Origin of the sequence: Desulfofundulus sp. TPOSR (assembly GCF_011393055.1) — a bacterium.
In the GTDB taxonomy this organism is placed as follows: Bacteria; Bacillota; Desulfotomaculia; order Desulfotomaculales; family Desulfovirgulaceae; genus Desulfofundulus; species Desulfofundulus kuznetsovii.
This window is the reverse complement of record NZ_JAAOEF010000001.1, coordinates 877,787-898,091: the sequence shown is the minus strand read 5'-3', so window position 1 is coordinate 898,091 and position 20,305 is coordinate 877,787. Positions and strand designations below refer to the sequence as shown.

Sequence of the window (20,305 nt, the reverse complement as noted above, 5' to 3'; positions counted from 1 at the left end):
GTTGAAAAAGCACCTTGCAGAGCTGGGCCCGCCGGCTGCCCCCTTTTATGCCATGTTGGTAATGGACGGGGACCGGCTGGGAGCCCTGCTGAGGGAATACCTGCCCGAAAAGATAAGTGCTGCCCTGCGTAATTTTAGTCAATCTGTCAAAAGAATTATCCAGGATAACAATGGAGTTACTGTTTTTGCCGGTGGCGATGACGTCCTGGCTCTTCTGCCGGTGGATGGTGCTCTTCCAGCGGCCATTGGACTGCATGCGGCTTATCTTCAAAGTTTTGCCGGGGTAGGGGCAGGGAAAGGTACCATTTCCGGGGCTATCGTATATGCCCATTTCACCACGCCGCTGACCGCCGTTTACCGCGAGGCGCACCGGCTTCTCGATGATGTGGCCAAGGAAGAAACCGGGCGGGACAGCCTGGCCGTTGCCGTCTGGAAGGGCGCCGGGCGTGTACTGACCTGGTCCGCACCCTGGGAGGTGGTGACGGATGGCCGGACCAATATATTTGTCGACCTGGTGGAAGCCTTCCAGGGTAATGACAGCAGGCAGAAAGAGTTCAACAGCACTTTCTTTTATAATTTACGGGCTCGTTTTGATATTTTGCAGGAAAAAGGCGCTTTAGAACTTTCCGAAGAGGATATGGTGGACATCCTGGCAGCCGAATACCTGAAAAACCGGGAACGCCAGTGTACCCCGGACGAAGCCCGGGAGAGGGTAAAAAAACTGCTCACTATTTGCCGGCGTTCCTGGCGCGATGAAGAAGGCATAGTTCACAAGGCGGAAGGGGCATTGACCCTTGACGGTGCTCTGCTGGTGAAGTTCCTGGCTGGCAGGGGGGTGGTTTGATGGAATGGCAGCGGTGGACTTTCCGGTTTCTGGACACCTGCTTCTTTCGCGACGGGCTTCCCTTTAACATGGGGGAAGGTGGCCACACGGTGGCCCGCGGTATTTTCCCGCCTTATATGACCACACTGCAGGGTGCCATCCGTACCACTCTGGCGGCAGAGCGGGGATGGCGTCCGGGGCAGGAGCACCGGTGGCCGGTGGAACTGGGTGGCCCCGATGATCCGGGTAACCTTCAGTTGAGAGGACCCTATATTTTCCTCGACGGACAGCCGTTATTTGCAGCTCCGCTAATTTTACTTTCGCGAAAAACCGCAAAAAAGAATCCCGGTAACCGGGTAAAATTTGAATTTATACGGCTTGAGCCAGGCCTTGAAGTGGAATGCGACCTGGGTATTGTACGCCTACCGGTACCGGCGGATACACTGCAAGGTGCGAGCCCACCCCAAAATCTTTTCCTGACACGTTCCGGCCTGGAGTCGGTACTGGAGGGGAAAGTGCCAGCGAATGCCGATGTCCGGGAAAAGAATTCCATCTGGAGTGAGGAACACCGCACCGGGCTGGAGCGCGATGACCGTACCCGTACCGCCGCGGAAAGCAGGCTTTACAACTGCATTCATGTCCGACCCGGGCACAGGGTGGAACTGGTCGTTCTTATTGCCGGAATACCCGGCGGCTGGAAAATTGAAGCCAGGCGGGTGGTCAATATGGGCGGGGAAGGGCGCCTGGCAGAGGTAAGGGTGGAAACGGCCGGTGGTGAAAATATTCTTCCGGTTTCGGCTGTACCCATACCCGGGGTAGACCGTAAAGTGCGTTTTACCGTAACCCTGATCACTCCGGGGTGGTATGACGATCCCCAACGGGTGATTCTTGAAGGGCCGCCCGGTGTTCCCGGTCGCTGTGTTTCTGCCTGTGTGGGTAAGGTCGAGCAGGTAGGCGGGTGGGATCTGGCCAATCAGGAACCACGCCCGCTGGTGCCCCTTCTGCCCGCCGGCTGTACATGGTTTTTTGAAGCAGGAGAGGCAGATTTAAAGAAAGTGGCGGCCCTGCACGGCCAGTGTCTCGGTGACAGAACTGCATACGGGTTCGGACAGGTTGTAATTGGAAAATGGGAGGAGGATATCCAGTGAAAAGTGTTGTTCTTGGTTTACTGGCTGAGACCAGCCTTCATCCAGGAGCCGGTCAAACTGCAGGGGTCATCGACTTGCCCGTGGCCCGGGAGGCCGCTACCTGTTACCCTGTCATCGTCGGCTCCAGCTTGAAAGGGGCACTGCGGGAGCGGGCTGAACAGGTGTGGGGCCGGGAGAATGAAAAGGTTTATGAAATATTCGGGCGGCAGGAAGCTGCCGGGGCAGTGGCAGTAACCGACGCAAGACTGTTACTCCTGCCCGTTCGTTCATTGAATGGTCATTATAAATGGGTGACCTGCCCCTACCTCCTGGAGCGCTACCAGCGGGACATGGAACTGGCCGGACTTTCCATAACCCTCCCCGGGTTACCCGGGCTTTTGTCCGGAAGTGCTGCGGCTGAAGGCCAGGGCCGCCTTTTCCTGGAGGAGCTATCCTTTGATATCGTGACCGCCGACATGGATGGCCTAGCCCGGGCAATTATTCCCCTGGTCCGTCATCAAACAGTACGGCATCGACTGTCCGGCTCGCTGGTTGTTGTGAACGACGATGAATTCGCTTACTTTGCTCGCTACGGCTTGCAGGTCAACGCCCGCAACGTACTGAATGACGAGACCAAGACCAGTGAAAACCTGTGGTATGAAGAAACCCTGCCCCCGGACAGTCTTTTTTACGCCCTGGTAATGGCCCGGCCAGGAAAAGAACAGGCAGTAGACGACCTGGTTCGGCTTTTTGTGGAACGCCCTTATCTCCAGGTAGGGGGTAATGAGACTGTGGGACAGGGCTGGTGTGCCGTTTCCTGTTTAACAGCCGGGGGTGAAAGGCAATGAAACGAACACTGGAACAGGAGCGGGCTGCCCATGCCCTCTCGAAGGTCCATCAAATAGAAAAAACACTGGATCCTGATAAAGCAGACAAATTTGCCTCATATGTAGAACGCTTGCCGGCAACCATCCTCAATAACGGTCTGGGTCAGGCGCTGGCCACCCTGCTGGCACAGTCTAAGGGTGATCGCGGGGATCCTCATTACCAGCTTTATGCATTTCTGCACGATTGGCTCTGCCGGGATGATCCCCAGGCGCCCTATCGTACGGCAGGGGACCTGATGGAAGCCATAGTAAACAATGACCGGCGAACCTACCTGCGCGCCCAGGCCGAGGCCTTGTCATGGCTGAACTGGTTGAAGAAATTTGCCGTCGCTTACTTGAAAAAGAATGGCGGGGGGCGATGAAATTGAGCAAGTTATTGCCGCTATATTCGGGTAACGACGCCCCTGAGAAATACCGGGATGCTTTTAATACCGGTCTCTGGTACGACAAATTCTGCAATATGTGGACGAAAAAAGGTAAAGACTGGACTCTGGAATCGGGAAAAACCGATTGGATCAACCAGATTAGTGGGAGAAAGATTGGCTTACCCGCTTTACTGGAAGAGTTTGTTGACCGCCTGGGACGCATGGTGACGGCTTTGCGGGGTGAGGTGCGTTGCTTTACCACCGACTGGCGCTTTGTCACCGGTCTTGGGCGGGAGCACCCGGTGGAAAATGGCTTTGCCTGGCATTATGTGCTGGGCGTTCCCTACCTTCCCGGTTCCTCCGTCAAAGGTGTGGTACGCGCCTGGGCCGAACAGTGGGCGGGGGCGAATGAAGCCGATGTGCTGCGCATTTTTGGCCCGCCCGGTACAGTCCCTGAAAAAAGTGTGGGCAGCGTTATCTTTTTCGATGCCCTGCCGGCGGGACCGGTAAAGGTCCAGGCAGACGTTATGACGCCCCATTATGCTCCATACTACCAGCCGCAGGGGGTACCACAGCCGCCCGGGGACTGGTTTGATCCTGTTCCCATTCCCTTTCTGACCGTGGCTCCCGGACAATCCTTTTTATTTGCCATCGCACCGCGACATTCGGAGTACCCGGAGGATCGCCGGGATTGCGTGCTTGTGCTGGAATGGCTGGAGGAAGCCCTGGCGGGGATTGGTGCCGGTGCCAAAACGGCTGTTGGTTACGGTCGTTTTATCCGGCGCCGGGAAATGGAGGCGGAGTGGCTTAAACGATGGCCATCACGACAGCCCGGGGATAAGCAAAGTGAGGCTGTTCTTGAAGAATCTGGTGCGCTTTCCCCAGGGCCTTTAAGTGCCATCTGGGCCGAAATGGAGCAGGACGGCTATACCAGTGATCCGGAACGGTTCATGCATGCGCTGACTACCAAATGGCTTTCCAGGATGCAGGATAATAATACGGCAATTGCTGACCGTCGTGAGATTGCCCAACTCCTGGCCGGATGGTACCAGAAGAATAAACCCGACCATTGGAAGAAGCCCAACAAGAAAAACGCCGCCAAGATTGCCAAAATTAGAGATATCCTGGAAGGTGGGGAGGGATAGTAAGCTTGCCTGAACTGATCCTTTCCACGGTGGGTACCAGTCTGCTGACCAACTATGTCAATAAAAAAAATAGTCGGGAGCTGAAATCCCTTTTCATAACCACAGCCAACATGGTTGAAAAAGAATTATCGCCTTACCAAAAAGATGTGATCGACGGGGTGGTTGCAGAAGTTGGTAATGTGCTTCAGAATGCCGGGTATGAAGAAATGCGACAATTATGTGCCGAGCTTAACGGGCTGCTGGGTTACTACGGCCGCGATTTTTACTCCAGGGATTTCAGCAGGGATCATCACGTCCTGGTGGCCACTGATACCTACCAGGGCCATGCAGCTGCCCGTTTGCTTGCTGAACATCTAAAAAGGCTTGGGTTCAATTCAGTTGAGCTTATGGTGCCACCAAGACTGAGTACCAGAGACTGCAGCAGTTTTACCTCCGGTGTAAATGAGGTGGTCAGGTGGTGTGAAGAAACCCTGCCGGGTTACCGGCAGAACCGTTACCGGATAGTTTTCAACCTGGTGGGCGGTTTTAAAAGCCTGCAGGGTTATATGAACACCCTCGGCATGTTCTATGCTGACGAAATAATCTACATTTTCGAGGCACCATCGGCGGATCTCATTCGCATTCCCCGCCTGCCTGTAGTCATGGATGAAATTCCGGTGCTTCGGGAAAAGGCTGTTATTTTTGCCCTTATGGAAAACGGTTATATAGCTACGAAGGAAGAGATACAGGGCATTCCAGAAATTTATCTGGAATCCGATCAGCAGGGTAGTTATACCCTCAGTACGTGGGGACTGCTTATCTGGAAACGGAATAAGCAAAAAATCCTGAGCGGTAGATTGCTGGCATTTCCATCTCTGACTTATGAAAGGTCTTTTGAAAAGGATTACCATTCCATAACAGACAGCGCTCGAAGGGCAGATATACAAACAACGCTGGCTAAAGTGTCCCTTCTTTACCGTGAACGTGGACTTGAGGGATTACGCAGAGACGGGGGGCTGCAATATAAGGACTACGAGAACGTTAGAGATTCATCAGGGAAGAAAATTGGCCACTTCCGGCTTAACCAGGGATGGCGTATTTCGTGTCTGCCCGATGGCCAGGTCCTACGTTTGCGTCACGTTGGCCCACATTCAGTAAATGAAAGCCCTTGAAAGAAGAATAAGCCTGTTAAAAGTGAGGAATGAATGCCATGCAGCTCACCATCTTTTTCTCCGCCCCCGGGCCGGTGGCCGTTCCCGTCCAGTACGGGCACCTGCTCCAGGGGCTGATCTACCGCCAGATGGATAATCCGGTGCTCAGGAGCTTCCTGCACGAGCACGGCTTTGCCCTGGAGAAGCGGCGGTTCAAGCTTTTCACCTTTTCTCGCTTGATGGGACAGGCGGTGACCTACGACCAGGCGGCTGGACGGCTGGTGCTTACCCCGCCTTTGCGCCTGGTCATCTGCTCACCTGTACCCTTTATCCTGCAGGAACTGGGAACCGGCTTTTTGCGCCAGGGCAGGGTGCGCCTGGGGGATGTTTTTCTGGAAGTGAAGGAGATGGCCACCGCAGCCCCCCGTGTTAAAGGGCGGACCATCCGCGTGCGGATGCTCTCCCCCGTGGTGGTTTACAGCACTTTTCCCGGCGACGGGCGGAAATATACCTATTATTACTCGCCCTTCGAACCGCGCTTCGTCGAGCTGGTGGCAAATAACCTGGCCAAAAAACACCTTCTGGTCCACGGCCGCCGGGCTTCAACGGATGGATTTGCCATCCGGCCGGTGCGGGTGGGGGACCGGGACCTGAAGGTTACTTACTACAAGGATATTGTCATCAAAGGTTGGATGGGGGAGTACGAACTTTCCGGCGACCCGGAGCTTTTGCAGCTGGCCCTGGACGCAGGTCTGGGGTCGAAAAATTCCCAGGGCTATGGGTGTTGCTCGGTAATCATGTAGTAATCGGCTACTACTTAAAATGTTAGGCAGTGCTCTCGCCGGGCGCCACGGTAATCGGATAAGCTTTAACAGGCGAACGACAAAAATTGGTCAGCCCGTCATGGTATGCTGAAAAGGAGGAAAATGAAAATCCTGAATCAGGAGGTGATTGATCCTGTTAGAAGCTGTTGCTCTGGTGGGAAAAACCCTGGCCCGGGACGGCGACCCCATCGAGGATCTGGTCCTGCCCCTCCCCAAACCGCCCAGGGTGGACAAGCAATATCTCGTGAGGCTGAACTTTCTAACGGCCGGGACAAAGCCGGAACTGTCGGCGGATTTGGTGGAAATTGATCCCGCCGTGCTCTCCCGGTACCGGTGGGTGGGGAATAACGTCGGCAATCGGCCGCAGTTCTTCCTGACCACGGATAAGCTTGAATACCTGGTGGGACAGGCCCTGCCCAACCTGCAGGCTGCCCTGCAGGGAATGGGCCGGCAGGAAACCGGCTTTTACCAGAAGATAGCCCTCCTGGTGGAGACTTATTTCAGCACCCTTCCGGACGGCAGTCCCGTACTGGACCCGGAAAAGATCGGCCTGGCCGGGAAGGACTTTCTACAAAACACGTGGGATGGCGCTTCCGGCAAGCCGCGGGAAAGGGCTAAGAAAGTCATCCAGGCGGTGGCCGGCGAACTGAAACGCCATTTACTGGCCGGGCTGGACTTAAAGGTTCCGCAGGTAGGCTTATGGTCGGTCCTCCTGGACGGTGAGGTCCTGGCTGCAGATCCTTCCTATGCTGAAGTGGTGGTACAGAGCAAAGAAGGGGCGGCGGCGAAAGGAAGTAAAAAAAGTGTGCCGGGCGTCTGTTCCGTCTGCGGGCTGGAGAAAAGTTCTGTCACTTTCGACCTTTCAGGGCTGGATTTTCTAAAATACTACATTACGGATAAGATAGGCTTTGCTTCCGGAGTCAGCGAAGAAGGATTTACACGTACCTTTCTGATCTGTCCCGGTTGCCTGCGGGCACTGTTGCTGGCTGAAAAGTATGCCCGCCAGCACCTGGGCCTGCGGGCCGGCCCGGTTAACTTTCTGGTGCTGCCTTCCTTTCTCATCGAGCCGGAGATCAGCCGGGCGGATCTGGAGGCCTGGGCGGCAAAATTGCGGGCGCGGGTAGGTGCCCTGAGCAGCCTGGCCGGGTGGCTGGAAAGCCTTGGCGGGCGGGGCGGCCTGGAAAATGAACTGGAGGACTTCCTGGAAGAACTGCCCTACGACAACCTGGCGCTGTTGAATTTTCTTTTTTACCAGAAAAGCCAGAGCGAATTCCGGGTACTGGCCCTGGTGAAAGACGTGGCCCCCAGCCGGATAGCGCATCTTTTGCGCCACAGTTACCGGGTGGCAACAAAAGGGGAGGCCCTCCTGGGTGCCGACCGGGCCTGGTGGCTGGATCTGACCCGCATCTACCGGCTCATACCCATCAGCGAGGGCAGACGGGGGGTAGAACATAAAAAGCTGCTTTACATTTATGAAGCCCTGCTTGGCCAGCGGCCGGTAAGCTACCATTTCCTGGTAGAACAGTTTGTGGCCCTGGCCGCCATTTACCATACCGGTGGTTTTGCGGGCACCAATATTCACCCTCCGGCGCCGGGGTACGAGGAACTGGAGATGGGGCACCACATGCTCCAGGCCAACTTGCTCTTGATGTTCCTGAGGGAAGAGCAACTTTTAGAAGGAGGGATGTCCTTGAGCGGGTCGCCGGAACTGGAAGGTCTCAACAAAGCCGTGCAGGATTACCTGCGGGAAATGAAATACGGGGAGCCGGCCACGGCACTGTTCCTGCTCGGTTATCTGATGAACCAGATCGGGCGGAAGCAGGCGGAGGCGGGTTACAAACAAAAACCTGTTCTGGAAAAGATTAATTACGCCGGGATGCTCTGGGGCAAGGTGGTACAGTTGTCCAATATTGTTTTCAACCAGCTGAGGCAGTACGATATCCTGCGCTACAATGAAGGACTTTTCGCCATTATGAAGAGATTGCTGGACGCCCACCGGAGGGACTGGCCCCTTTCTCCCCAGGAGAATGTTTTCTATATTCTCTCCGGTTATGCCTATGCCACCCGGGCGGCCATCAGGGCAAAGGAAGAAAGTGAAAACAGTGAAATCGCCAGTGAATGAAGGAGGAGCTGAAGAATGGGCGGAGTGATTAAGCAAAACGGAGAAATCCTGTTCCTGTATGATGCCAAAATGTGTAATCCCAACGGCGACCCGGATGATGAAAATCGACCGCGCATGGACACCGACCGGGAGCGCTGCCTGGTTTCGGATGTGCGGCTGAAGCGGTATATTAGGGACTACCTGCAGGAGATGGGCCACACCATCTATGTTACCAAAGCTGAAGGTCTGGTGGAAGCAACCGAACGCTTGAAACAGTTGCTGGGCCGGGATGACCCGACCGGTGCCGATCTGCCCGTTTTACTGAAAAAATTAATTGATGTCCGGCTTTTTGGAGCGACCATGCCCATTAAGGGAGACCGGCGGGGCGGGGGTGAAGCGGTGAACCTGACCGGCCCGGTGCAGTTTACCTGGGGTTATTCCTTGAACAGGGTGCAGCTGGTGGATTCGGTGACCATTTCCTCCCAGTTTGCCACCCGTGAAGGGGCGCGGCAGGGTACCTTCGGGAAGGACTACCGGCTGTATTACGCGCTGATAGGCTTCCACGGCGTCGTCAGTGCCAGGCGTGCCGCGGCAGTGCTGGCCAGGGCCGGAGGGGATGAGGATGCGGCTACCAGTGAAGCCGATCTGGCCCTCCTGGACGAAGCAATGCTCAAAGCCATTCCACTGCTGGCCACCCGCTCCAAAATCGGCCAGTATCCCCGGCTGTACGCCCGTTTTGTCTTTACCGATAACGAAACCTTTATAGGGGACCTGCGTGAGGATTTGAGCCTGGCACCGGAGAGCGGCCTGCGTGCTGTGAAGGATTTCACCCTGGAAATAGGAGGTCTTGCCGGTCGCCTGGAGCGGATGCGGGGGCGCATCGAACGGGTATATATCTGGCAGGATGCGGACCTGCGTACCGCTGTGGATGGGGAGGAGGTTTCCATGGCCGCATGGATGGGCGATCTTCTGGGTCCCGGCAGGATAGAGACTATTGAGGGGATCTGATATCTTGAAACGGGTACTCATTTTTGACCTTACCGGTCCGATGGCCCACTTTCGCAAGTATTACACCAACTCCTCATCCCTGACCTACGGCTTCCCGCCGCGCACCGTGCTGATGGGCGTGGTGGCGGCCGTCGTGGGATATGAACGGGATTCGTATTATGAGTTGCTAGACCGGGGACGTTTTGCAGTGGCTGTAAAGGTGCCCGGGCGGCGGCTGGTTCAGACCGTAAATTATGTGCGGACGAAAAGGGAAGACCTCACCGAGTTAAGGCGCCTGGGCCGGGCGCGGGGCACCCAGACGCCGGTGGAGTTTCTTTTGCCGGAGGGCGACCACCGCAGGTTGCGCTTCCGCATCTTCTTTTCCCACCCGGATGCCGGGCTGGTGGAGGAGGCGGCCGCCCGCCTGCGGGAAAACAGGACATATTATCCCCTGTACCTGGGGCTGACCGAGTGTATTGCCGCCGGGGAGTATGTGGCCCTGGCCGGCCCGGATGACTATGATGTTCTCCCGGCGGGAACGGCGCTCACCCTTACTTCGGTCCTTAACGCCGCCCTGCTGCAGGAAATCCTGCTGGCCGGGGAAACGCCGTCCCGTCGCCTGGTCCGGGAGCGGGCGCCCCACAGTTTCGGACCGGGACGCATCTTACGTCCGCCGGTATCGGTTATCTACGAAGCCCGGGCACAATCCCTGAACGTCCGCCTGGCTGTTCCTGCCTGCCGTTTCTTAGTGGGTGATAACGCGGTGGAAACGGTGGCTTTTCTGGAGGGGTAGAAGTGCTTTACTACGCCCATAAGGATGGACAGCGGTATCATCTTTTAAGTATTCACCTGGCCCGGGTGGCGGCAGGGGCCGCCGCCCGGCTGCGGTCCCTGCCGGGCCGCCGGGAACTTATCCCGGCAGCAGTGCTGGCCGGCCTGGCCCATGATTTCGGCAAGTACACCAGTTACTTTCAGCGCTACCTGCGGCAGGGCCGGGGTGGTCCGGCCAAACAGCACGCCTTCATTTCGGGCCTCTGGGCGGCCCACCTGGCCGCCCGGCTTGATCTTCCCGTTTCGCTGCGGCTGGCGGTTTTCCTGGCCGTGATCCGGCACCACCAGGGACTGGCCACCCCGGATGAGTTCCTGGTACCTGCGCGGGATCTATCCCTGCCGTCCTGGGATACTCTCGACCCGGCGGTTAGCGGGCGGTTGCGCGTGGTAAAAGACCAGGTGGCCGACCTGCGCAATCAGGCCGGTACGGTGGCCAGATCCCTCTCCTGGGCCGCCAGGCGTACCGCGCTGTTCCTGGACGGGCAGGACCTGGCAGTACCGGACTGGTTGGGGCTGAACTGGTCCCGGATTCTGCAGGAGTTTCTGGACCGGTGGACGGCCGCCTATGGAGAACTGTACGGTCAATGGCGAAGGCTGAAGCGCCGGGCCGAAAAGGACCTGAAAAACTATTTCGATCTATTAAGTCTCTTTTCCGCCCTTATCGATGCGGATAAAATCCATGCTGCGGGTGTGGAGGAAGGAAAGCGGGTCGTCTTTCCCGCAGAAGGAGAACTGGTGGAACGGTACCGTGCCGTCCGGTTCAGTACGCCCCGGACTTCCATGGAAATGCTGCGGGAAAATCTCTACCGGAATGTCACTGCCCGGATAAAGGAAGCCCCACCGGGGCAGAGAATTTTTACCATCACTGCCCCTACCGGCTCCGGAAAGACACTGGCCGGAATGCAGGCCGCCCTTTACCTGCGCGGCCGGTTAACCGCCGCCAGTGGCCTGCCGCCCCGTATTATTTACGCCCTTCCCTTTACCAGTATCATTGATCAGACATTTGGCGTGGGGGAGGAGGTATTGCGGGCGGCCCTTGTCTCTCCCGGTGCCTGCGTTCCAACCTCCTGGCTTTTAAAACACCACCACCTGGCAGAAATTCGCTACCAGGAAAGGGGTGACGACGACGGGAGGTCCCTTGATGAGGCGCTCATGCTTATCGAAAGCTGGCAGAGCGAGATGGTGATTACCACCTTCGTTCAGCTTTTTCATACTTTAATTGGTTACGAAAACAGGATGCTGAAGAAGTTTTGCCGGCTGGGGGGCGCCATCCTCATCCTGGACGAGGTGCAGAACATTCCGGTGGAATACTGGCCCCTGGTGGAAGAAACCCTGCGCCGGGCATGCAGGCAGCTGGACCTGCGGGTCATTCTCATGACTGCCACCCGCCCGGAATGGTTCGGTGAGCATGAGATCCTGGAACTGGCCGGGGATCCGGATGCCGTTCGGCAGCAGTTCCAGGCGGTGAACCGGGTCATTGTTTCCACGGATATTACCCCGCTGACGGTGGACTTAGCGGCGGCGGATTTCCTGCGCTGCTACCGTCCCGGCCGCTCTTACCTGGTGGTATTGAACACCATCAAAAGCTCCGTAGCCTTTTACGCGGCGCTGCGGGAGGAATGGGGCGGGAAAGGGCCTCCCCTTTACTACCTTTCCACGAATATCGTTCCAGCCGAGCGGGAGCGGCGCCTGAAGGAAATACGCGCCCGGCTGGAACGGGGGGAGAAGCCGGTCCTGGTGTCCACCCAGGTGGTGGAGGCCGGTGTGGACCTGGATTTTGACGAAGTATGGCGGGACCTGGGACCGGTGGATTCAGTGGTTCAGGTGGCCGGGCGCTGCAACCGTCACTTTCAGCGGCCGCAGGGGAATGTCCGCCTGCTGCACCTGGTTGATCAGGCAGGTGAGGGGGGCCGGTCCCTGGCTTCCTTTGTTTACGGCAAAATCCATACCCTGGCCGCCCGCCGGCTCTTTGCGGCCCGGCCGTACCTTGAGGAACCGGACTTTTTTGATGCCGTGGACGATTACTTCCGCACCGTGCGCCAGGGCAAATCCATGGCCGAAAGCGAGGGGCTGCTAGAGGCCATGGCAAAGTTGCGCTTTACCAGGGGAGCAGGGGGCGAGGAGGGCCCGGCTGTACAGGACTTCGCCTTGATCCGGGACCTGCCGTATTATAAACAGGTTTTCGTCTGTACGGACGCTGCTGCGGAAGACGTATGGAACCGCTATCAGGCCACCGTGGCCGGGGAGCGGGACCTGAAGCGCCGGAAGGAGGCCTTTCTCATCCTCAAACGGGATTTCCTGCGCTACCTGGTTTCCGTGCCGGCAGACCTCCTGCTGCACAGGATTGGCAGCGAATCACGACCACCGGTGATACCTCCCCACCTGCTCGAGGAGTTCTACGATGCGCAGACCGGTTTCAAGCGGGTTAAAGATGAGGGTGCGCTGATCTATTGAGCCGGGAGTGGTGGAATGTCCGGCAGAGGCCGGCAATTCCGGTGCCGTTCAACAGGTGGTGAGAAGGCTGTGGCAACGGATATCCGGGTGATCGGAAGTTTCGTTCAGGCCATGATGATCTGCCCGCGGCAGGTCTGGCTTATGTCGCGGCAGATCTGCCCCGATGAGGACAACGTGTTCCTGGAACTGGGGCGACTGATAGGATCTCACGCCTATGGACGCGAGCGCAAGGAGGTACACCTGGGGCACCTGTGCCTGGACCTGGTGCGCCGCGGTGGGCGTGAATTTGTGGTGGGTGAGGTCAAGAAGTCCTCCCGGGCCCGGGTATGTGATCCTCCGCCAGGCCGAACACTACCTGGATCCCGGCCGCCGTCTCAACCTGGCACGGAAGTTCGTGGAGGGTGCGCTGGCCAACATCCTGCAAAGAACTGGAGGATAAGCTTCAGACCACCTTCTATCACCGGCGCCTCAAGCGCAATGTCAGTTATCAGACCCTGATACGGCTGGAATTGTACAAGCTGGAGAAACACCTGATCGGGGAGGAAACCTATGAGCCCTTTGTAAGCCGCTGGTAATGAGGTGTTCTTCTTCATACCACCGGGGAGCTGCTATCTCTTTAGCAGGCCCTGGCCCGGCAGGTAAGCAGCTACGAAAAAGAATACTGTAGTTGAGTATTTCTAACTAATTTGCTAACGTAAAAACATGGAACTTTTATCCATTGGAGAAGCGGCGAAGAGGTTAGGCGTACACCCGAACCGCCTCCGGGTATGGGAAAAGCAGGGTTTGAAAAGACCTGTGCGTCTACCCAGCGGCCAGCGGAGGTACCCGCTGGACGAGATACACCGCATTCTGGGGACAGGGGGGATAAAAGCAGAGCCAGAGGCGGTTGCCCTTTACGCCCGGGTATCTACAAAGAAGCAGGCTGATGCCGGAAATTTGGCGCGCCAACTGGAAAGGTTGCGGGTATATGCGCAGGGGAAAGGCTACCGTATAGACGGAGGAAAAGGGAGTTGCCCCGGAAGTTATCGAAAAACTCTGCCTGGCGGTCAGGGGCCGGAGCAACCGGGTTGGTTCCCTGGAAAAGAAGCTGGGAGAACTCAGAACCCACCAGGAGAACGGCACCATACCGAAAGTGGTCTTCAGTGGCCGGAAGCTCTGGAAAAAGGTGTGCAGGGGTCGGGCCATGCGGGAGGAGTGGCGGGCCGCCCGCAGAAACCGTCTCTACTCCCGGGGAGACGAAACTAAAGGCGGCAACCCCAACATCAAGGTATCTTTTGACGGGCAAGACTTCCGCTTGACGGTCTCCATATCCCACCTTTCCGAACAGACAGGCATGGATAAACTTGGCCGCCCGAAGATGGGGCGCGCCCCGAGGGTAGAGGGCAGGTTGTGGCTGCCAGAAAAGCACCGGGACCTGGTGCGGATATGGCTGGCTATGAAGTTGCCCTACACAGTAGAGCTGATCCGCACCCTGGAGGGCCGCTACTTGGTGCACCTGACGTTCGATCTTGGCAGGGTACGGGAGCCCGACTTTGCTAAGGGCTGCCTCGCATTAGACACGAACCCCGATGGCGTGGCCCTGTGCAATGTAAACGCTTTGGGCCAACCGGAGCCGTGGCCGGCAGGTTTTAATATCCCTTACCCCAGCAACCTGGGCAAGTATGAGGGAGAGTTTCAGGTCATCACTTACCCCAACGGTTTTCTTTACATCAGGATACCCGACCTGGCTTACGCTTCCGGCTTCCGGCGGGACTACCTGATAGGCGTCCTGGCCAGGGTAGTAGTGGACATAGCCTTCTTTTTGGGCAAGCCAATTGTCCTGGAGGATCTCGATTTCGGCAAAGACAGGCTGGACACTAATAAGAAGTTTAACCGCATGGCTTCCAACTTTCCCTTCGCGAAAATGGTGGGGGCGGTGTGCCGGAGGGTTGCCAAGGAAGGGATGCCCTTCAAGGCAGTGCCTGCCCGGCACACGTCCACCATTGGCTACTGGAAGTACATGAAGCGTTATGCTGTTCCGGTGCACTGTGTGGCGGCATTGAGCATAGGCCGCCGGGCAATGGGCTTTAAGGAACGGGTAACGAAAGAGCTTGAGCAACTGGTAGCCCGAATCAAGCGAAACCTGACCCGTGAGGTCAATCCTGATACACCGGGGGAAGGAAAAGGGATGACCCGTGGGGTCAGGGCCTGCTTGAGGCGGCTGGACAGGAAGCTCCCTGTGTACAATGGGCTCGCCCCGTGGCAGCAGGAAGCCTATTGCTCCGTCTGGCACGATCTCAAACAGTTGGCCCTGTCCGTACGGTGACCCCGTTTAGCCGGTGTCGGACAAACCGGTAGACGTCCTAACAGGATGTGGGAGGCGGGGTTAACTCCCCACCGATAGGTCATCACAATTTTGGTGGAAGCCTGAGCTTCCTCGCGCAAGCGGTCCGTGCCAGTTGTGCCCTATCGGTGCAGCACTCCCGTCCGGGTGGGACTCCCGGGCCGAGGTCCCCTGTCGCCCGCCCTTCGGGGGCAAAATCAAGTATCCGGAAAGGAGGCGAATGCCTGGTCTGGGGGCCGGCTTGGCTAGAAATAAAAACAGTCAAGTTTTTTGAACCAGGTGTCGGAATGTACGTCATCCTTGTATACGATGTAAATGTTGCCCGTGTGGGCAAGGTGCTGAAAATTGCGCGGAAGTACCTGAACTGGGTTCAGAACTCGGTCCTGGAGGGCGAGCTGACCGAAGCAACCTTCCGTGCGTTGAAGGCCGACATGGAGCGAATTATCGATCCGGAAGAGGATTCGCTCCTCTTTTATGTCCTGGGAAACCAGAAATATGCTAAAAGAGAACTGATGGGTATAAAGAAAGGTGGGGAGGAGTGGATCTTTTAGCAGGATTTTTGTCGTCGATGTCCAATAATGCAAAAAGTGCCGGGGAACGACGACAAGCAGGTAAAACTTCGGGGGGATTGATAAGCCGCGCTGGTCGAGGTTCCGGGCCGTTTTGCACCTGGTAAGCAGATTGCCGTATTTACGTTTGTGAAACCGGTCGTAAAAAGTGAGCCTTTATACAATGCGGCCCAAACGGGGTTTCCAGCCTACCTATGAGGGATTGAAACTATAAAAGGCAGCTTAAAAAGAATGGTGTTAAACTGTTTCCAGCCTACCTATGAGGGATTGAAACCGTAATCACCATCCAGGATGCCGGCTCCAATCATGCGTTTCCAGCCTACCTATGAGGGATTGAAACCCTGGGAGGAACTGGATTATATCATTTACTACAATGGTTTCCAGCCTACCTATGAGGGATTGAAACTCCAGGTGGCGGGGCAACAGGGACAGGGTGCCGTAAACGTTTCCAGCCTACCTATGAGGGATTGAAACCGGAAGCAACTCAGTCCCTCGCACCACAACCCAGCCCGTTTCCAGCCTACCTATGAGGGATTGAAACTTTAGTTTAGTTATTATATTAGTAGTGTTGGGTTCGTTTCCAGCCTACCTATGAGGGATTGAAACCTCCTGCAGTGCTAGTTGTGCTTTCAGTTTTTGTTTGTTTCCAGCCTACCTATGAGGGATTGAAACTTTTTGCCTCCAAGATTGCCGGTATATTTTTCGGGTTTCCAGCCTACCTATGAGGGATTGAAACGACCCTGCTTCCCACCGCACAATGTAACCAGCTCCCGTTTCCAGCCTACCTATGAGGGATTGAAACACATCCCGGTCAAGCATGTTAGGATTCCTCCCGATGGTTTCCAGCCTACCTATGAGGGATTGAAACTGGCTGGAAAGCTACGACATCAGGGCAGTCGACAGGTTTCCAGCCTACCTATGAGGGATTGAAACCTATGCCAAACCCCTGCAACACGAAACCAGGCATGGGTTTCCAGCCTACCTATGAGGGATTGAAACGATTTTCCAAGAGCTTTCATGCCGGAAGGTGTGTGGTTTCCAGCCTACCTATGAGGGATTGAAACCCGGTAAATACCTCGATGTCAGATTCAATAGGACTGGTTTCCAGCCTACCTATGAGGGATTGAAACCACGTGACATAGCCGGGAAAGCCGGGTTGAAACTCCGTTTCCAGCCTACCTATGAGGGATTGAAACAGTAAGTACGGTGTGATGTCTATCGAGATGCAACGGTTTCCAGCCTACCTATGAGGGATTGAAACATGGTGACATCTTCCGTGTCGAAAAACAACAACTCATGTTTCCAGCCTACCTATGAGGGATTGAAACTTTTATTCCGGTTGGCCAGATTGTTACACTACTTGGTTTCCAGCCTACCTATGAGGGATTGAAACAAGGGCAGATCCTCGGGCTTATCGGCCAGGTAGAACGTTTCCAGCCTACCTATGAGGGATTGAAACGTTTCGCACGTCTTGCCATTATAACTCCCCCTTATTGTTTCCAGCCTACCTATGAGGGATTGAAACCTGTTTCGTAGCCTTCACTTTCCAGGTCAGATAGCAGTTTCCAGCCTACCTATGAGGGATTGAAACCCGCAAACAAGGTCAATTGTTCGCCCGGCTTCATCAGTTTCCAGCCTACCTATGAGGGATTGAAACGATTTTTGTACGGGAAAATCCCTCCATATTCTTTCTGTTTCCAGCCTACCTATGAGGGATTGAAACTGTTTCTTTAACCACTCTTCTTTTTGTTGTTTATAAGTTTCCAGCCTACCTATGAGGGATTGAAACCTCTTGACCCTTTCCCATGCCTTTTGGTATGCAATTTCCGTTTCCAGCCTACCTATGAGGGATTGAAACCATCCGGTTACGGCTCGCAATTTTTCTTCGGGCCACATGTTTCCAGCCTACCTATGAGGGATTGAAACCGTCTGGGACAACGAGGCCAGCACGGAGATTAGCGGGGTTTCCAGCCTACCTATGAGGGATTGAAACCCTCCTATTCGCCCGAAGCTCGGGCCTGTATTTCTGTGGTTTCCAGCCTACCTATGAGGGATTGAAACGCTTGAGATCTTACTACTTCAATTTTGTGCACTTTGGTTTCCAGCCTACCTATGAGGGATTGAAACGCACACTCCCGAGACTGTGCTGGGAGTCATTGGACGGTTTCCAGCCTACCTATGAGGGATTGAAACGATTCAATAGGACTGCGATAGAGAAAAACCCGGATCGTTTCCAGCCTACCTATGAGGGATTGAAACACTGCACCTTGCTCAGAGCAACCAGCGCGGCTCTGGCGTTTCCAGCCTACCTATGAGGGATTGAAACTTTCCCCTTTCCGCCCTTCCCCGGGCTAATTTTTCGGGTTTCCAGCCTACCTATGAGGGATTGAAACCGAGCCTAAGGCAGTGTGCAACCCGCAGCGTTTTGCGTTTCCAGCCTACCTATGAGGGATTGAAACACGGCAACGGTATCCTAGCGACCGTAACCCAGCAGGTTTCCAGCCTACCTATGAGGGATTGAAACATGCGAGCCGGCATATGGTGATGCCCAGAGCAATTTGGTTTCCAGCCTACCTATGAGGGATTGAAACAATACTTTCGGTACCGCTGTGCTCCTCCCGGCCTCTGGTTTCCAGCCTACCTATGAGGGATTGAAACTCGCTCCAACCGAGCTTCTCTTCAACAGCCCGGCGGGTTTCCAGCCTACCTATGAGGGATTGAAACCTGGCCGGTAACCAAAGTTTTGATCTCTTCGGCAAGTTTCCAGCCTACCTATGAGGGATTGAAACCTTTTTATTGAACCCTGATCCACGCCATGCCCCGCCGTTTCCAGCCTACCTATGAGGGATTGAAACTCGGGAAATTCTCCTGCAAGTGTGCGGTGATATTTCGTTTCCAGCCTACCTATGAGGGATTGAAACATCTAACTGGCATCGGCAAGACGTCTGCAGGGATTTGGTTTCCAGCCTACCTATGAGGGATTGAAACGGGGCGGAGGCTGTGTTGGTTGTTCTACTGGCTTTGGGTTTCCAGCCTACCTATGAGGGATTGAAACATAGAAATCCCCATCGGCGAAAGAGTGGCCATCGCGGTTTCCAGCCTACCTATGAGGGATTGAAACGCAAACTCCGGGAAGAGTGGCAGGAGGTCAACGACAGTTTCCAGCCTACCTATGAGGGATTGAAACTGGTGGAGGCCCAAACTCTGGAAGAACAGCGGCGGGGTTTCCAGCCTACCTATGAGGGATTGAAACTACTTTATCCCGGACAGGTCGCCCAGGAGTTCATCAGTTTCCAGCCTACCTATGAGGGATTGAAACCCGCAACCCTTGCCCAAAAGCTTCTGCACGGCCGGGTTTCCAGCCTACCTATGAGGGATTGAAACTGAATTTTCCACCATGCCTTCACTTTTATCACCTCCTGGTTTCCAGCCTACCTATGAGGGATTGAAACGCTTTGGGGCAGGAGCAGTTCGTATTCGGAAAAGGCGAGTTTCCAGCCTACCTATGAGGGATTGAAACAAGTTGAAATGCTTCTCATCCGCACAGAACGGGCAGGGGTTTCCAGCCTACCTATGAGGGATTGAAACGGTTCTGCTGCCCGGCGGGGAAAGGGCGGTAGATCCGTTTCCAGCCTACCTATGAGGGATTGAAACTGATAAATTCTTCACCGGTATCAATGGAAAGCACGCAAGTTTCCAGCCTACCTATGAGGGATTGAAACCGATGACATCATGGTTTATTTGAAGGATTTCCATGTGTTTCCAGCCTACCTATGAGGGATTGAAACACATCTGCCGGGGATAGTAATTGCTTACTATTATCGTTTCCAGCCTACCTATGAGGGATTGAAACCCGTCGGCATGCCCGCCCGACCCAGAGGCGTCCAGTGTTTCCAGCCTACCTATGAGGGATTGAAACCCGGAAGCCGGAACTCACGCACCGGCACTGCCGCGAGTTTCCAGCCTACCTATGAGGGATTGAAACGATATTCGCTAAGGCGGAGCCAGCGCAGGAGGTGAGAGGTTTCCAGCCTACCTATGAGGGATTGAAACGTGGCAACATAGAATAATCAGCGCCCGGCACCCATGGTTTCCAGCCTACCTATGAGGGATTGAAACTAACGTTTATTCCGGGGATTTGTTTTATCATCCTTTGTTTCCAGCCTACCTATGAGGGATTGAAACTGGCTATGGCTGTAAGCAGCATAATGCGGCATAATGGGTTTCCAGCCTACCTATGAGGGATTGAAACGTTTTTCCTGCATTTCTTTTACAACTTGCTCCACGGGGTTTCCAGCCTACCTATGAGGGATTGAAACAGCTTGAGTTAAATGCCAGCCACACTGCGGCTGGCAGTTTCCAGCCTACCTATGAGGGATTGAAACACGGTCCGCAGGCCGTCCCGCGCCCAGTTTTCAAGGGTTTCCAGCCTACCTATGAGGGATTGAAACCCGGAAGGAATCTTGATCCGCGGAAAATCCACCGGGTTTCCAGCCTACCTATGAGGGATTGAAACTGGCGGATGACTTCTATCGCGCGCAAGGTGTCGTGAGTTTCCAGCCTACCTATGAGGGATTGAAACGTAAACAGTTTGCTGATAAACTTGGCGTCAGTCCTTGTTTCCAGCCTACCTATGAGGGATTGAAACCGCGAGCCGGGTACGTTGCAGTTCCTGCTCGGCGTGTTTCCAGCCTACCTATGAGGGATTGAAACTGGAATAGTGGTAGGTTACTACTAGC

General features: G+C 55.3%; 14 protein-coding genes, 2 pseudogenes and 1 CRISPR repeat array (1 of these 17 only partly in view). All 16 genes and pseudogenes read left to right on the top strand.

The window, feature by feature from the left end; genetic code table 11:
• The first annotated feature begins 1 nt into the window (after window position 1).
• The 16 genes and pseudogenes from G7K71_RS19015 to cas2 all read left to right on the top strand — a co-directional run bounded on the left by G7K71_RS19015 (window position 2) and on the right by cas2 (window position 15,548).
• A complete protein-coding gene (locus G7K71_RS19015; protein WP_207712639.1) occupies window positions 2-844 on the top strand; it encodes a Cas10/Cmr2 second palm domain-containing protein in 843 nt (280 codons plus the stop codon).
• Window positions 844-1,971 (top strand): type III-B CRISPR module-associated Cmr3 family protein, encoded by a 1,128-nt coding sequence (locus G7K71_RS04515; RefSeq protein ID WP_166343815.1) that lies wholly within the window; start codon window positions 844-846, stop codon window positions 1,969-1,971. The genes G7K71_RS19015 and G7K71_RS04515 overlap by 1 nt, the downstream gene beginning before the upstream one ends.
• Entirely contained in the window at window positions 1,968-2,798 is an 831-nt protein-coding gene (gene cmr4 / locus G7K71_RS04510; protein ID WP_166343813.1) for a type III-B CRISPR module RAMP protein Cmr4, read from the top strand. Before G7K71_RS04515 ends, cmr4 begins: the two co-directional genes overlap by 4 nt.
• Window positions 2,795-3,199 (top strand): type III-B CRISPR module-associated protein Cmr5, encoded by a 405-nt coding sequence (cmr5, locus tag G7K71_RS04505; protein ID WP_166343811.1) that lies wholly within the window; start codon window positions 2,795-2,797, stop codon window positions 3,197-3,199. The genes cmr4 and cmr5 overlap by 4 nt, the downstream gene beginning before the upstream one ends.
• Before the next feature lie 2 nt (window positions 3,200-3,201).
• Window positions 3,202-4,347, top strand: a complete 1,146-nt coding sequence (gene cmr6, locus G7K71_RS04500; protein ID WP_166343809.1) for a type III-B CRISPR module RAMP protein Cmr6 — start codon at window positions 3,202-3,204, stop codon at window positions 4,345-4,347.
• 5 nt (window positions 4,348-4,352) lie between these two features.
• The gene (locus tag G7K71_RS04495) at window positions 4,353-5,498 is read left to right on the top strand and encodes a CRISPR-associated protein (RefSeq protein ID WP_166343807.1); all 1,146 of its coding nucleotides are present in this window, start codon (window positions 4,353-4,355) and stop codon (window positions 5,496-5,498) included.
• A gap of 38 nt (window positions 5,499-5,536) precedes the next feature.
• Window positions 5,537-6,280: a CRISPR-associated endoribonuclease Cas6 gene (gene cas6 / locus G7K71_RS04490; protein ID WP_166343805.1), complete on the top strand. Its 744-nt coding sequence runs from the start codon at window positions 5,537-5,539 to the stop codon at window positions 6,278-6,280.
• 148 nt (window positions 6,281-6,428) lie between these two features.
• Entirely contained in the window at window positions 6,429-8,423 is a 1,995-nt protein-coding gene (locus G7K71_RS04485; RefSeq protein WP_166343803.1) for a TIGR02556 family CRISPR-associated protein, read from the top strand.
• A gap of 15 nt (window positions 8,424-8,438) precedes the next feature.
• The gene (gene cas7b / locus G7K71_RS04480; RefSeq protein ID WP_013821592.1) at window positions 8,439-9,410 is read left to right on the top strand and encodes a type I-B CRISPR-associated protein Cas7/Csh2; all 972 of its coding nucleotides are present in this window, start codon (window positions 8,439-8,441) and stop codon (window positions 9,408-9,410) included.
• Window positions 9,411-9,414: 4 nt separating this feature from the next.
• Window positions 9,415-10,182 (top strand): CRISPR-associated protein Cas5, encoded by a 768-nt coding sequence (cas5, locus tag G7K71_RS04475; protein WP_166343801.1) that lies wholly within the window; start codon window positions 9,415-9,417, stop codon window positions 10,180-10,182.
• 2 nt (window positions 10,183-10,184) lie between these two features.
• Window positions 10,185-12,674, top strand: a complete 2,490-nt coding sequence (cas3, locus tag G7K71_RS04470) for a CRISPR-associated helicase Cas3' (RefSeq protein WP_166343799.1) — start codon at window positions 10,185-10,187, stop codon at window positions 12,672-12,674.
• 15 nt (window positions 12,675-12,689) lie between these two features.
• Window positions 12,690-12,983, top strand: a pseudogene (locus G7K71_RS19785) (Dna2/Cas4 domain-containing protein); the annotation flags it as partial.
• 113 nt (window positions 12,984-13,096) lie between these two features.
• Window positions 13,097-13,249 (top strand): annotated as a pseudogene (locus tag G7K71_RS04460) (subtype I-B CRISPR-associated endonuclease Cas1); the annotation flags it as partial.
• A 127-nt stretch (window positions 13,250-13,376) separates the two neighbouring features.
• Entirely contained in the window at window positions 13,377-13,919 is a 543-nt protein-coding gene (locus G7K71_RS19010) for a MerR family DNA-binding transcriptional regulator (RefSeq protein WP_207712635.1), read from the top strand.
• The gene (locus tag G7K71_RS04450) at window positions 13,858-14,979 is read left to right on the top strand and encodes a hypothetical protein (protein ID WP_207712633.1); all 1,122 of its coding nucleotides are present in this window, start codon (window positions 13,858-13,860) and stop codon (window positions 14,977-14,979) included. Before G7K71_RS19010 ends, G7K71_RS04450 begins: the two co-directional genes overlap by 62 nt.
• Before the next feature lie 305 nt (window positions 14,980-15,284).
• Entirely contained in the window at window positions 15,285-15,548 is a 264-nt protein-coding gene (cas2, locus tag G7K71_RS04445) for a CRISPR-associated endonuclease Cas2 (RefSeq protein ID WP_013821597.1), read from the top strand.
• A gap of 197 nt (window positions 15,549-15,745) precedes the next feature.
• Window positions 15,746-20,305: direct repeats of the CRISPR family, unit length 30 nt; unit sequence GTTTCCAGCCTACCTATGAGGGATTGAAAC; it runs 309 nt beyond the window's last position.

Coding starts and splice junctions, on each gene's coding strand:
- G7K71_RS04515 (WP_166343815.1), top strand. CDS start 844: ATGGAATGGCAGCGGTGGACTTTCCGGTTTCTGGACACCTGCTTCTTT.
- cmr5 (WP_166343811.1), top strand. CDS start 2,795: ATGAAACGAACACTGGAACAGGAGCGGGCTGCCCATGCCCTCTCGAAG.
- cas6 (WP_166343805.1), top strand. CDS start 5,537: ATGCAGCTCACCATCTTTTTCTCCGCCCCCGGGCCGGTGGCCGTTCCC.
- cas7b (WP_013821592.1), top strand. CDS start 8,439: ATGGGCGGAGTGATTAAGCAAAACGGAGAAATCCTGTTCCTGTATGAT.
- G7K71_RS19010 (WP_207712635.1), top strand. CDS start 13,377: ATGGAACTTTTATCCATTGGAGAAGCGGCGAAGAGGTTAGGCGTACAC.
- G7K71_RS04450 (WP_207712633.1), top strand. CDS start 13,858: ATGCGGGAGGAGTGGCGGGCCGCCCGCAGAAACCGTCTCTACTCCCGG.
- cas2 (WP_013821597.1), top strand. CDS start 15,285: ATGTACGTCATCCTTGTATACGATGTAAATGTTGCCCGTGTGGGCAAG.